The organism is Serratia sp. BNK-10 (genome assembly GCF_047456065.1).
In the GTDB taxonomy this organism is placed as follows: Bacteria; Pseudomonadota; Gammaproteobacteria; order Enterobacterales; family Enterobacteriaceae; genus Serratia; species Serratia ureilytica.
In genome coordinates this window covers 1,365,482-1,379,676 of the sequence record NZ_CP179894.1, presented here as the reverse complement: position 1 = coordinate 1,379,676, position 14,195 = coordinate 1,365,482, and the positions used below count along the sequence as shown (strand labels likewise).

12 protein-coding genes are annotated in these 14,195 nt (G+C 47.4%); 3 read left to right on the top strand and 9 right to left on the bottom strand.

From position 1 onward, the window contains the following. Position 1 precedes the first annotated feature (1 nt). Genes hisA through hisIE form a run of 3 tightly spaced genes read left to right on the top strand, consistent with a single transcriptional unit; the run spans position 2 to position 2,111 of the window. Complete coding sequence (gene hisA, locus ACMGG9_RS06670; RefSeq protein WP_213587280.1) at positions 2–739, top strand: 1-(5-phosphoribosyl)-5-[(5-phosphoribosylamino)methylideneamino]imidazole-4-carboxamide isomerase; 738 nt, start codon at positions 2–4, stop codon at positions 737–739. Beyond that, positions 721–1,497, top strand: coding sequence for an imidazole glycerol phosphate synthase subunit HisF (hisF, locus tag ACMGG9_RS06665; protein WP_015377252.1), 777 nt, complete (start codon positions 721–723; stop codon positions 1,495–1,497). The genes hisA and hisF overlap by 19 nt, the downstream gene beginning before the upstream one ends. Beyond that, positions 1,491–2,111: a bifunctional phosphoribosyl-AMP cyclohydrolase/phosphoribosyl-ATP diphosphatase HisIE gene (gene hisIE, locus ACMGG9_RS06660; RefSeq protein ID WP_015377251.1), complete on the top strand. Its 621-nt coding sequence runs from the start codon at positions 1,491–1,493 to the stop codon at positions 2,109–2,111. The genes hisF and hisIE overlap by 7 nt, the downstream gene beginning before the upstream one ends. A 120-nt stretch (positions 2,112–2,231) precedes the next feature. Here hisIE and ACMGG9_RS06655 read toward each other — a convergent pair whose 3' ends face one another. The 9 genes from ACMGG9_RS06655 to ACMGG9_RS06615 all read right to left on the bottom strand — a co-directional run bounded on the left by ACMGG9_RS06655 (position 2,232) and on the right by ACMGG9_RS06615 (position 14,182). Beyond that, the gene (locus tag ACMGG9_RS06655) at positions 2,232–3,605 is read right to left on the bottom strand and encodes a glycosyltransferase family 2 protein (RefSeq protein ID WP_050440114.1); all 1,374 of its coding nucleotides are present in this window, start codon (positions 3,603–3,605) and stop codon (positions 2,232–2,234) included. A 149-nt stretch (positions 3,606–3,754) separates the two neighbouring features. Continuing rightward, a complete protein-coding gene (locus ACMGG9_RS06650; RefSeq protein ID WP_042784056.1) occupies positions 3,755–5,029 on the bottom strand; it encodes a glycosyltransferase in 1,275 nt (424 codons plus the stop codon). A 1-nt stretch (position 5,030) separates the two neighbouring features. Next, the gene (locus tag ACMGG9_RS06645) at positions 5,031–6,053 is read right to left on the bottom strand and encodes a glycosyltransferase family 2 protein (protein WP_080280840.1); all 1,023 of its coding nucleotides are present in this window, start codon (positions 6,051–6,053) and stop codon (positions 5,031–5,033) included. 50 nt (positions 6,054–6,103) lie between these two features. After that, positions 6,104–7,204 (bottom strand): acyltransferase family protein, encoded by a 1,101-nt coding sequence (locus tag ACMGG9_RS06640; protein ID WP_099817909.1) that lies wholly within the window; start codon positions 7,202–7,204, stop codon positions 6,104–6,106. Positions 7,205–7,426: 222 nt separating this feature from the next. After that, on the bottom strand, positions 7,427–8,833 hold the full coding sequence (gndA, locus tag ACMGG9_RS06635) for an NADP-dependent phosphogluconate dehydrogenase (RefSeq protein ID WP_042784055.1): 1,407 nt from the start codon (positions 8,831–8,833) through the stop codon (positions 7,427–7,429). Positions 8,834–9,086: 253 nt separating this feature from the next. Continuing rightward, a complete protein-coding gene (locus ACMGG9_RS06630) occupies positions 9,087–10,229 on the bottom strand; it encodes a glycosyltransferase family 4 protein (RefSeq protein ID WP_033650622.1) in 1,143 nt (380 codons plus the stop codon). Positions 10,230–10,243: 14 nt separating this feature from the next. After that, entirely contained in the window at positions 10,244–11,143 is a 900-nt protein-coding gene (locus ACMGG9_RS06625; RefSeq protein ID WP_033650621.1) for a glycosyltransferase, read from the bottom strand. Next, positions 11,140–12,294: a UDP-galactopyranose mutase gene (gene glf, locus ACMGG9_RS06620; RefSeq protein WP_033650766.1), complete on the bottom strand. Its 1,155-nt coding sequence runs from the start codon at positions 12,292–12,294 to the stop codon at positions 11,140–11,142. The genes ACMGG9_RS06625 and glf overlap by 4 nt, the downstream gene beginning before the upstream one ends. A gap of 4 nt (positions 12,295–12,298) precedes the next feature. Next, entirely contained in the window at positions 12,299–14,182 is a 1,884-nt protein-coding gene (locus tag ACMGG9_RS06615) for a DUF4422 domain-containing protein (protein ID WP_042785674.1), read from the bottom strand. Positions 14,183–14,195 lie beyond the last annotated feature (13 nt).

Genomic DNA, 14,195 nt, shown 5'->3' with positions numbered 1-14,195 from the left:
CATGATTATTCCGGCTTTGGATTTGATCGACGGCAACGTGGTGCGTTTGCATCAGGGCGATTACGGCCAACAGCGCGACTACGGCAACGATCCGCTGCTGCGCCTGCAGGACTATCAACAACAGGGCGCCCAGGTGCTGCACCTGGTCGATCTGACCGGCGCCAAAGATCCGGCCGCGCGCCAGATCCCGCTGCTGCGCAAGCTGCTGGCGGGGGTTAACGTGCCGGTGCAGGCCGGCGGCGGCATCCGCAACGAGCAAGACGTCAGCGCCCTGCTGGAGGCCGGCGCCACGCGCGTGGTGATCGGCTCCACCGCGGTGAAACAGCCGCAGTTGGTGCAAAGCTGGTTCGAACGCTATGGCGCCGACGCGCTGGTACTGGCGTTGGATGTGCGCATCGACGCGCAGGGCGTGAAGCGCGTGGCCATCAGCGGCTGGCAGGAGGATTCCGACGCCACGCTTGAACAGGTGGTAGAGCAGTTCCTGCCCTACGGGCTGAAACACGTGCTGTGCACCGACATTTCGCGCGACGGCACGCTGGCCGGTTCCAACGTGGCGCTGTATCAGGCGATCAGCCGCCGCTATCCGCAAGTGGCCTTCCAGGCCTCAGGCGGCATCGGCAATCTGGACGACATCGCCCAGTTGCGCGGCAGCGGCGTTGCCGGCGTGATCGTCGGGCGCGCCCTGCTGGAAGGTAAATTTAGCGTTGAGGAGGCGATTGCATGCTGGCAAAACGGATAATCCCGTGTCTGGATGTTAAAGACGGGCAAGTGGTGAAAGGCGTGCAGTTCCGCAACCACGAAATCATCGGCGACATCGTGCCGCTGGCGCAGCGCTATGCGCAAGAAGGCGCGGACGAGCTGGTGTTTTACGATATCACCGCCTCGAGCGACGGCCGAGTGGTGGACAAAAGCTGGGTGTCGCGCGTGGCGGAGGTGATTGATATTCCGTTCTGCGTCGCCGGCGGCATTAAAAGCGCCGAGGATGCCAGCCAGATCCTGTCTTTCGGCGCCGACAAAATCTCCATCAACTCACCGGCGCTGGCCGATCCCGATCTGATTAGCCGCCTGGCGGATCGCTTTGGCGTGCAGTGCATCGTGGTGGGCATCGATACCTGGTTCGACAGTGAAACCGGCAAGTATCACGTCAATCAATATACCGGCGACGAGAGCCGCACCCGCGTCACCCAGTGGGAAACCCTCGACTGGGTGCAGGAAGTGCAGCGCCGCGGCGCCGGTGAGATCGTGCTGAACATGATGAACCAGGACGGCGTGCGCAACGGTTACGATCTGCAGCAACTGCGCCAGGTGCGCGAGGTCTGCAAGGTGCCGCTGATCGCCTCCGGCGGCGCGGGCACGATGGAGCACTTCCTGGAAGCGTTCCGCGATGCGGACGTCGACGGCGCTCTGGCGGCATCGGTGTTCCACAAACAAATCATCAATATCGGCGAACTGAAAAGGTTCCTGGTCGAACAAGGCGTGGAGATTCGCGTGTGCTGACAGAACAACAGAGAAACCAGCTGGACTGGGAGAAAACCGACGGCCTGATGCCGGCCATCGTGCAACACGCCGTTTCCGGCGAAGTGCTGATGCTGGGTTACATGACGCCGGAAGCGCTGGCGACCACCGAGCAGAGCGGCAATGTCACCTTCTTTTCGCGCACCAAGCAGCGCCTGTGGACCAAAGGCGAAAGTTCCGGCCACTTCCTCAAGGTGGTCAGCATCACGCCGGACTGCGATAACGACACGCTGCTGGTATTGGCCAACCCGATCGGCCCGACCTGCCACCTGGGCAACAGCAGCTGCTTCCACCCGGCCGCCAGCGACTGGACGTTCCTCTATCAGCTGGAACAGCTGTTGGCGGAGCGCAAGCATGCCAGCCCGGACAGCTCATACACCGCCAGCCTGTACGCCAGCGGCACCAAACGCATCGCGCAGAAGGTCGGGGAAGAAGGCGTGGAAACCGCGCTGGCCGCCACGGTCAACGATCGCGAAGAGTTGACCAACGAGGCCTCGGATCTGATCTATCACCTGCTGGTGCTGCTGCAGGATCAGGATTTGGATCTGAGCGCGGTGATCGGCCGGCTGCGCGAGCGGCATCAGAAAAAAGCGTGACATTAAATCACGCGCAATAAAAAAGCCGCCGGGCGTTAACCTCGGCGGCTTTTTATTTGTTCACAAGCATCGAAAACAGCAGCAGAAGAGAATCAAAGCCCAGCCCCCACTACGTGATTCTTAATTTTTTCCGTTTTTGCGCGAAGGCCGGAACAGGGCCATCAGCCGCCATGGCCAAGAATTTACTATCTCACGATTGCGCATTTCGCACTCTCTGAGTTGATGCGTAAGCGACTCTATCTCGCTTTCAGCGGCTCTCAATTGGTGGCCTTTCTCGAGAATCACCCCTTCATGGGCTCTGAGTCGAGCCTCCAGAGCACTCAGCTTAGCCTCCATAGCTTGCTGTTCAGCATGTAGCTTCTGTTCCGCTTCCTCTTTTCGTTTGAACTCGGCGCAAACATCTTGGTAAGAGGTAGACAACATCTGATAAGACGACTCGGCCTCACGATTGGCAGAAGAGAGATCATAATTAGCAGAAACCAACTCATCGTTTTCATTCTGCAAACGTCGGCTTAAATAAAAGAGGTACTCATCCGCTGACAAACGATAAAGACTGTCGAAAAAAACTTGTGTTCTTTCTTCGTAAAAATCCTCGAACTTAGCACCGAGCTTATTCAGATAACTTCTGACATCATCATATAATGTGAAATAAGCCTTACCGTACAAGGTATTTAAATGCCACTCGAGAAATGAAGCCGAATAGTTGATAAAATCGGTTTTTCGTCCATCATAGATCCCTCTCTCAACCATTAAGGATCTCAATGCTTCCAACGCATCAATTGCACAGTGGTAGGACTTTTCGCGGGTATTAGACAGAGATGTCTCTCTGGAAACCGTGTGATCAATTAATACATCATCAAGAATACATATTCTTTCAGATAACAAAACGAACGCACAAATAAAATAGAGATCGTTTGAGGTTCTTATTTGCTGAAATTGCAAATTTTCAGCTAATATCCTCTCACGCTTCAACATTTTGTCCCAAGGCCACCAAATAAAAGCGTTGAAAAAATCCCTCTCGATCTCAATGGAAGAGAACACGTTTTTTTGTGGCAGCAGATCTGTGCGTATCGACCAGGGAATCGACAGATGCTTATCCTGCTGAACGTTATAAAACTGGCTTCTATAAATGACAACATCGGCATCATGCGATTTCGCCATTGAATAGGCTTTTTCCATCAGGTTTTCATCAACGAAATCATCATCATCGAGGAAAACAACAAACTCACCTCGGGCATGGCTTAAACCAACATTGCGTGCAGCACCGGCCCCACCACCTTCAATGCCGGAAAGCAATATAACCCTGTCATCCTCGGCGGCAATACGCTCCAGGATCGCCTTGGTACCATCCGTAGAATTATCGTCAACGATAATAATCTCGAGTTCTTTCAGCGTTTGCTTTCTGACTTTATCAATGACATCAAAAATATAAATCTCGGCATTAAAAACTGGCATAACTACCGAAACATAGGGTATCGTTTTAACTTCAGACATTATTATTCCACCATGTTCATTGTAATAAAGCCAACTTTTAGAATGACATTGGCCCCCAGTGAAACCTCCCGCGCTTGATCCTATAATCATATAATCGAAGGAGATTAAATGAAAAAAGCCTTATGCTACCGCATAAGGCCTATTTCTGATTATTTAATCTCTTCAACCTGCTTTTTTATTTCCGCAATTCTCTGCTCTTGCAGAATAAACCCAGACTCGATCATTCTCTCTAACTCTGACAAACGCCAATGAATGGAGTCCAATCTTGCATTATTTTCAATCAACAAAGCCCGCGTACTCTTACGATGTAGTCCGCGTTCGATAAACTTGTGCTTGCCTATACGCACCAGCATATTCAGCAACCCACCAGGCCCCAGTTTATCGTAGTTGAAGCGTAATTTTTCAGCCTTCGTTTTCGCTACCCAACCATTCATGACTTTTGAGAAATCTGCACTGCTTTCTTTCATCAGTGCAATAACGAGACCAACCGTTTTTCTGTCATAGAAGCGCGTGGACAAGTAAGACTGGATCTCACCTTTCTGATAGCGTTTTACGTGCGGCAACAGTGTTTCGTAGAACTCTGTGGAAAACGTAGGCGTAAGAACCTGGCTTACCCAAGCAATATGGCCAACCAGCCAGTTGAGTGAATACTCGCGGTATTGCGCCAGCATTTTTGACTTTTCAAGATAGTCAAAAATAACCTGGTGCTGCAGGAAAACACCGAGTAACCGATCCCCGCCGGCCATCATCGTCTGGCCAGCACGGTTACGGCGGTGATAGCAGAGCACTTCATCGATAAAGCAGACTTTATCTGACGTTAACGTGACAAACCAATGGAACCCATTATCTTCGAAGAAGTATTTCCCAACAGGGAATTTCAGATTATTGTCGGTAATGAGCTTCCGCTTGTAAATTTTACGCCATGGCACAGGCAACAATTCGAGAACTTTCTTCTTGTTCTCAACGCTGCGAATATCCCAAACGGGTTTGTTCGCTAATGTTGCCCAGGCAGGTTCATACGGCGCATTCTCGATGCCGGTTTCTGTCTCAAACTCGAGGAAGTTACACATCGCGACATCGGCATTTTCAGCCACTGCAATGTTATAAAGCTTCTCGAACATTGTCGGATCGTAAAGATCGTCACCATCGGCAAAACCAATAAATTCGCCCGTAGCGGCTTCCATGCCAATATTAGCAACGGTAGCAACCCCGCCAGGTGAGTTCTCTTTCATCAAAATAGGAATGATACGCTTATCTTTCTCGGCATAAGACTCGATAATTTTCGGCGTGCTATCTTTAGAACCATCATCCACTACAATGATTTCAATATCTTCTAGCGTTTGAGCTAGAACATTGTCCAAACATTCGCCAATGTATTTTTCGATGTTATAGGACGTGACAATGATAGATAATTTTGCAGTCATCTCAAAAAACCTTTTTATTAACTAAATACTCACACACTTTAGAATGAATATATTTATTTGTGTGGAAAACCTTTTGCAGATCACTGTAACTGCTCTGCAGGAAAACGTCTCTCACTTTGGAGACTAGTGCTGATTTGAAGTCAATAACTATATTTTCTTTTGCCCAATCAATCAGATTTACGCTAAACAAGAAGAAACTCGTTGTATAAACATCATAGCGCTTATCTGACTTAATATAGTCATATAACTCAGCAATAGCATCTACGCACTGCATACGTAACTGACTTTTATTATTAGTCACATTACTGCCTTCAGGACAAAGCATATAATTACATATTGCATCGTTCAGAATGGCAACTCTCTCTGCATTCATCAATATTTTCCAGTGCGGAAAAATATCTTCATGTAAACGTAAACTGCCAAACTTTATGTCATTATCCTTTAAAAACCGTGTTCTACAGATTTTATTCCAAGGATAGTTTGTTAGCGTCAGGAAATCGGGTAGCTTTTGCAGAGAAAGGATATCACCATATTTTACTCGCACTTCCTCAAACAACTTCTCATCGCCTTCCCACATGCCAATACTTTCTTTGGCTTTGCCATAAACGATATTGTACTGAGTTACGGCAACGTCCAGTTTTTCTTTTTCAAGCTTGGCGATGGCATTATCGGCCACATTAGGCAGCATAAAGTCATCGCTGTCGAAGAAGATCGTATACTCACCGCTCGCTGACGCCAAGCCTACATCTCTGGCAACACCCGGCCCCTGATTTTTCTCTTGCCTAATGAGCTTGATATTTCCTCTCTGAGCAAGATAACCCTCGATCACCGAGATAGTATTATCAGTAGAGCAATCATCGACGAGGATGATTTCATGTGTACTCTTAATCGCACGTAAAATAGAATCCAGGGTTGCGACAATGGAATTCTGAGCATTGTATACCGGGATTATTATCGAAATCTTAACACTTTCGCTTGCTGCGGAAGTATTACTATTAACGTCGATCATAGCATCCTTATTCATTCATTGAATCCACTTAAAAATGTCAGCCATATATTTGATGGTTGCGAAAATCATGCTATTTTTTTAGCGAATACATTTGCCATTTTAATTGATGGCAAGTCAATATACTTTTCAAAATAGTAAGAAAGCAACAGGCACACTGATACGGTAACTAACAATAGCATTATGAACGTAGACATGTGTATGTCACCATAATAACTCTTCGCTATTGCAGCAATAATATTAAGTATACAGACATGTACGACATATAACGGGAAAGAGATACGTCCCAAAAACTGCGCCAGCTTGTTTTCGAGCAACTTTTCACTCAAACTACTGCCTAAAATCGACATAAAAATCAGCATACTTCCTGTCAACATAAGCATTTGATAAGTATCTCGATATGAGCCAACGGAAATGTATTCAATGTATTTATAGATGCCTCCATATAAATACACGCCATCCCGTTCATACGGCGAAGTTGCCAGCACAATGCCGATCAAAAACATAAGTGCACGCAGCACCCCATGGATTTTGAATTTATTGTCGATATATAAATCGTTTAAAATCATTCCAAAGACGAAGAGACAATAAAAGGAGCCCCATGCATAAAGGAAAGAGAAGACCAATGCATAAAATATTAGTCGCCTACGGTGCATACCGAAGAACGCAAGCAGACCAAAAACAATAAAAGATCCATAAAACTCGAAAGATATAGTCCAAAGAGCATAATTATGCAAAGGCACATGTTGGAAAGGCGCGAAATACACCGCTTCAAGAATCGCTGGAATAAAACCGAGTTCAATCACATGGCCAGTTGTATACTTCAATATATAATATAGCAATGCACTCATCAGCATAGAGGCTAAAATAGGAAGAACCAGCCTTGGGTATCTCTTTACAACGCCATTGAATATGGCACTACCCTCGTGGGTTTTATTGAACTTAATCGAAAGAACAAAACCGCTTAGAATGAAAAAAATGCAAACAGGTGCAATTCCACTGTAAACTATATTTAATGGTGTCCATGCAATTAACCGCCTCAGCATTCCTCCAATATCGCTAAACGATGTATATCTAATATCTGGTTTATAGATACTGACGCAGTGATCAATAATAACAATAAAGCAGCATATACCCCGTAAACCTTCAAGATAGGTTATTTTTTTCATAAAAACCTTAATATGAACCTTTCTCTCTATCTAATAGTGTCGTAAAGAGTCAGCATATATATGCTGTCTTGATAATTTCGCAATATTGAAGACAGAGGGAATGACGCCAAATGAAGTAGTAACAATTAATGCAGAAACGGCTAGTAGGAATAATTAATTAAAGCCAAGAAAACCACCATGCCAGTAGCATGGTGGTTTAAAATATTTAATGATTACAGTAGGTTAGTCTAACCATTCGGTGTGGAATACACCTTCTTTATCCGTACGCTTGTAAGTATGAGCGCCGAAGTAGTCGCGCTGCGCCTGGATCAGGTTAGCCGGCAGCACCGCTGAACGGTAGCTATCGTAGTAGGCGATCGCGGCGGAGAAGGTTGGCGTAGGGATACCGTTCTGCACGGCATAGGCCACAACATCACGCAGCGCCTGTTGGTACTCGTCGGCGATTTGCTTGAAGTATGGCGCCAGCAGCAGGTTGGCGATATCGGCGTCCGCCGCGTAAGCGTCGGTGATCTTCTGCAGGAACTGGGCACGGATGATACAGCCGGCGCGGAAGATCTTGGCGATTTCGCCGTAGTGCAGATCCCAGTTGTTTTCTTTGGACGCGGCTTTCAGCTGAGAGAAGCCCTGCGCGTAGGATACGATCTTGCCCAGATAAAGCGCACGACGCACTTTCTCGATGAACTCGGCTTTGTCGCCGGTGAACGGTGCCACTTTCGGCCCGGTCAGCACTTTAGACGCGGCAACGCGCTGATCTTTCAGCGAGGACAGGTAGCGCGCGAACACCGATTCGGTGATCAGCGACAGCGGTTCGCCCAGATCCAGCGAGCTCTGGCTGGTCCACTTGCCGGTGCCTTTGTTGGCGGCTTCGTCCAGGATCACATCGACCAGGTATTTACCTTCTTCGTCTTTCTTGGTGAAGATGTCTTTGGTGATGTCGATCAGGTAGCTGTTCAGCTCCCCCTTGTTCCACTCGGCGAAGGTTTCGGCCAGTTGCTCGTTGCTCAGGTTCAGCGCCTGCTTCAGCAGAGAATAGGCTTCGGCAATCAGCTGCATGTCGCCGTATTCGATGCCGTTGTGCACCATCTTCACATAGTGGCCTGCACCGTCAGCGCCGATGTAAGTCACGCAAGGCTCGCCTTCCGCAACCGCAGCGATTTTCTCCAGGATCGGCGCCACCAGCTCGTAAGCTTCTTTCTGGCCGCCAGGCATGATGGAAGGCCCTTTCAGCGCCCCCTCTTCACCGCCGGAAACGCCGGTGCCGATGAAATTGAAGCCCTGGTCGGACAGTTCGCGGTTACGACGGATGGTGTCCTGATAGTAGGTGTTGCCGCCATCGATCAGGATATCGCCCTTGTCCAGATGCGGAGTCAGCGAGGCAATGGTTTTATCCGTCGCTTCGCCCGCTTTCACCATCAGCAGGATGCGGCGCGGTTTTTCCAGCGATTCGACAAACTCTTCAACGGTGTAATACGGCGCCAGGTTTTTGCCCGGATTCTCAGCGATTACTTCGTCAGTCTTGTCGCCAGAACGGTTGAAAATGGAAACGGTGTAACCACGGCTCTCGATGTTCAGCGCGAGGTTGCGGCCCATTACCGCCATGCCGACAACGCCGATTTGTTGCTTGGACATTTAGGAACTCCTGTCTGAGGATGACCCTGCTGGCAACGTCGGCCAGCAGGTTTTGTGATGTGGCACACATGTTAACTCAGGATTGAGCCGGGTGGGTAGTGATTGGTGCGATAGGCTTTGCAACAGATTACGAACCATCAAAAATTACACAATCGCGACAATAACAGCCGTTTAGGTTACAGCCATGACTCTTGCTTACAAATTTGGATTTTCCACTGTCCTTTTACCGAAAAACCCAACGCTCACACGACGCTCAATAACTTCCGGCTGCGATCGCACGCTGATAGAGCTTTAACGTGTCATCAATAACCAATGATGAGGCGAATTTGCTCTCGATACGCTCACGGCTGCGCACGCCCATCTCAACGCGCTTGCTTGGACTGGTAAGCAACTGCTCCAACTTCTCTGCCAGAACCTCGATATTGCGCATCTCCACCAGGCTGCCGGTGTACTCATCAATAATCAGACTTTGGCAACCACCCACGTCATAAGCGATGCAAGCACGCCCAACCGAAGACGCTTCCAGCAAAATACGCGGAATGCCTTCTGAATACGTAGAAGGCAGAGCGACTACGTTAGAGGCCTCAATCAGGCTGTAAACGTCGCTGCAACGACCCAACCAATTGATGAGCCCCTGCTGGTGCCATTCTTCTATTTGCGACAGCGGAATCGCATCCGGATCGTCAACAATGGAAATTCCCGCCACATTCAACACAAAATCCACGCCTTTCTGCGCCAAGCGCTTTTTCACCTCGACCAGATCGCCCAATCCTTTGCTCCAGAGCAATCGGCTGGCGAACAAGACGACCGGTTTTTCGCGGTTGATTTCTAGCGAGTAGTGATAAATATCGGGGTTAATGCCGGCACCATCGATAACAACCGTTTGGCTTTTTTTCGCTTCAGTCAGCGCAAGAAGTCGATCGCGGTCGTGTTCGTGCTCAAAGGCCAGCAAGCATTTTTTGTTCTTAAAGATATGATTGTACGAATGTAACGTCAGATAACGAATGACGTTCATTGACAATTTGTCTTCCATAAAGACACGCCCAAGCCCGACAAAGCCCAGAATAATCGGTTTGTTGTAAAAACGCGCAAAGAACCCCCCCATCAAACAAGGTTTGATAGTGATGCAATGCAGTACGTCTGGGTCAATTTTTTTGAGCAACGACCATACCTTGGCCAATGAACCAAAGAAGTTGAACGGGTTGATGGACAGCTCAGATACTGATGAATCGTGGCAGATAAAACCTTTATCTGCCAACTTTTGCTGAATGTCGTCTCCCACAAAGTGGCTAACAACGTGGATTTCATAGCCAGCAGCCTGAGCCGCCAGCGCTCTTTCAACCCAATGCAGTTCAAAGTACCAATCTGAGTTGATAAAATAACAAATCTTTTTCATTTAACTCTTACCGGCTAATGTTGTTTACCATTTTTACGTGATATACCGTCAACAATACCGCGCACTACGTATTTAATATATTCACCTTTTTTGCCTTGAGAGGTAAAAGAAAGTAAATATTTTGCAATACGTAACACGATAGCTCCGAGTGAGTAAGGTCTTTCATGTTTTTTGAAAAGCATCCTTGAGAGGAGCAGGTTTCTGACCAGATAGTAGACTTTCCAGGGCGGGTTTATCCCCCCCTGGCCAGCAGGCACATCGTGCAGAAATACCAACTCTGGTGAGTACCGGAACCGATACCCTTGTTGACTCAACCTGTAAGAGAAGTAAAGATCATCATAATAAATAAAAAGTTCTGGCCAAATGTACTCAATGTTAGCGGCTAAAACGTCTTTGCGTATTATTGCACCAACAAATGAGAAAGTCACGACATCCGCAGGCTTAAGCTCTGCGGGGATGTAACGTTCGGGTCTGGCGATATAACCCAACGTGTTTACCAACGACGTAGGCATCTTGCTGAAAGGTACGTTCATTTTGCATAACGTCCCTTGTCTATCCAGGACTCGGCAACAGTAGGCCTCATAGTCGAACCGTTGCGCCAATTCAGCGAAACGTGTCAACAATGTGCGATCGGGATAAGCGTCATCATCGAACATAAACACCCAGTCGGTGTCTATCTTACTCGCAATATATTCACTTCCGAGCCTGAACCCGCCTGCGCCGCCGTCGTTTTGCGCAGCGCGTATGGCGTGCAAACGGCTATCTTCGATACTGTGTAGCCACGACTGCGTTTCGTCGGTCGACGCGTTATCGACAATGACAATGTCATCAAACGGCAACGCAGAGGTTGCCGCCCAACATTGTTTCAATTTTTCCAGGCGATTGAATGTAACAATTAACGCCGAACATCTCATCTGATGCTGACCGTGAATACTGGCATAGCGTTTTCTTGCTCCAGACTGGCCAGATAGGTTTCAGCCGTTTTCAGTGCTTCGGCAATGGTCACGTCCATATCCAGGTAGCGATACGTACCCAGGCGGCCAATGAAGGTAATGTCATGTTCTTTTTCGGCCAAATCGACGTATTTTTCCAATAATGCCATTTCACCGACCTGACGAATCGGGTAATAAGGGATATCATTTTCTTCGCAAGCGCGGCTGTACTCTTTATAGCAAACCGACCCTTCGTGCTGTTCCCAAGGGGAGAAGTACTTATGCTCGGTGATGCGAGTATAAGGTACCGACTGTTCACAATAGTTCATCACCGCACAGCCTTGATAATCCCCTTCCACGGTAAATTTCTCAAAGTCCAGCGTACGGTAGCCGAGGCGCCCAAACTGGAAGTCATAGAACGCATCCAGCGGACCGCTGTAAAACACATGATCGTAGCCCTCACGATCCTGCATTTGGAACTGGGTATCCAACGTCACCGAGATATTCGGGTGATCCAGAATACCTTCCACCATTTTGGTATAACCGTCTTTCGGCATCCCCTGGAACTTATGATTGAAATAGTTATCATCATAATTAAAACGAATAGGCAGACGCTTCAGAATCGAAGCCGGCAACTGTGCCGGGGACATGCCCCATTGCTTGATGGTGTAACCTTTGAAAAAGGCTTCATACAGTTCTTTGCCGACAAAGCGCAGCGCCTGTTCTTCGAACGATTGCGGATCGGTGATACTGGAATCGCCTTTCTCGGCGATCAAGGCTTTCGCTTCCGTTGGTGAACAGGTTTTTTTGAAGAACTGGTTGATGGTGTGCAAATTGATCGGCAGCGAGAAAACCTGGCCGTTTACCGTCGCTTTTACGCGGTTAACATAAGGCATCATTGTGGCGTACTGATTCACAAAGTTCCAGACTTGCTCGTTGTCGGTATGGAAAATATGCGGACCATAGGTATGCACCATCACGTCCGTCTTTTCATCCCGAGCATCGTAGCAGTTGCCAGCGATATGAGTACGGCGATCGATAATATGAATTTGATGGCCTTGCTCAGCCAATTTTCTCCCGATCACCGCACCGGAAAAGCCTGCTCCAACGATTAAAATTTTCTTACTGTTCATCATCTTATGATCCGCGAATTAGCTGTCTAAATTTGTAGTAGTATTTGGTCATTGCATTACGCCGCGTTGTCCCTTTCGGCGCTACACGATTAAGAATAAACATTATGGAGCGTTTCAATATCGGTGCCCCACTCTTCTTACGTGCGGGTGACGAATCCTTCCTCTCGCCTTGCAAGCGGGCATAAAGCTCCGGAGCCCAGGGCGTATTCAGTATATTCTTGTGATAATTATCGAAGAAATCAACGTAACGCGTATTCCACGGTTTATTCTCACCAGCGAAGTGAATCATCTTCGGATTACGACGCGCCTCAAGGAAATGCATGTAGGTTGAAAATGGCAAATTGGGGAAAAATGTCTCTGTATTACCGTTACCATGATAGACATTCCATTCCAACGGCAAATAATGTACGCGGCCATGGAAAACTTTATTCATAATATCCTGATCGAGGAACCAGTATTGCTTACCCTGCATCGCCTCCATCAGGCTGGAAAAGGTATTCTCTTTATTCATCTGAACAATGTTAAATACCAATATTCCCGCTTGGAAATATTCATCTGGATTGATTAAACCCAATGAAGAAGAAAGGTACTCCTTCGCCGGCATCACTCCGTCACTGGATTGTGACATGGCACCAAGCAAAACAAACCCTTCCATCACGATATCTTTTACCGCCGCAACCAAGTTATCGGCCAACGGGATATCGAGTAACTCTGCTAAATCATTCTCGACTACAGTATCCGAGTCAATAAAGATCACTTTTTCATACTCAGCAAACAGCCGAGGAATAAACAAACGCGCATAGGTTGCAGCACTGAAATGTGCACGCGTAAACGCATTCTTTATCTCTGAAAAAGCGTTAACATCAAAGAAGCGGAGATTGATATTGTCATGCTCAGCAAGCAGAGAGAAGAAACGTTGCTTATTCGCCTGAGACACTCCGTTCTCAAGCACCACCAAATCATAATTCAAAAGAGGATTAGCATGCTTAATGATAGAGTTGACTAATGCAGCCCCGCTAATCGCATAATTATCATCGAAGCAAATGACAACCGGTACATTATTATCAGAGAATGCAGGTTCCAGCGTCGCCGAGAAGGTTTCATTCTGAATAAAGGTTCTCTGCAGCTCTTTAATATTTAAGGTGCCAACTTCTCGCTTGTGACCAACATAAATGTTAAGTAACCGTTCTGCAATGTGGCCGACAACTCGCTTTTCCTGATCGCTGTAGTTTTTAAACCTCAGCCTCTCTTCCAACTTATCTAAAATAGAAAAGAGCCAGATTGAATAGTCCTCAAAGATGTCCTTTCTCATCACGAACATATTCGTATAATAACCATCTGAGGCTTGGTTAAATTTTTCTGCGGCAGTGATATATTCGGGATAAAGCTCTCCCAATACGGTCAATGCGGCATCATAGTCTTCGATATGCAAGTGGTTAGAGATTTTATAATGCTGATAATTATTTTTGCTACCTGCAGCACCAACATCCCATTTTTTAGGCAAAATAATGTCGACGCCTTCGAGACAAAGAGGAATCGTTTCATCATTCAAACCAAATTTATCTTGGTATTCTCGACTTACCTTCTCAGCACTCACCACGCCCCATCGGTCCTCCGGGGCCTGCTGATCGTTAGAGAAATTTAGATGACGCCGGTAGTGCATAAACCCAACATAGTCGGCTGGCTCTGCATTTTTCCATACCCAATAATGCGCAGTCAACTCACAATAGAATGGGTTTTTGAACGATATATTATCACCCGTATCATCACCAAGGCATCCAATCTCGGTAAGACTATTAGCCTTACCGACATGAATTGGTTGTATCCACTTTGAGTCGAGAAAAGCGCTAGGCTTGTGATGACACGTATATATTTTAATATTCTGCATTTGCACTACCTGG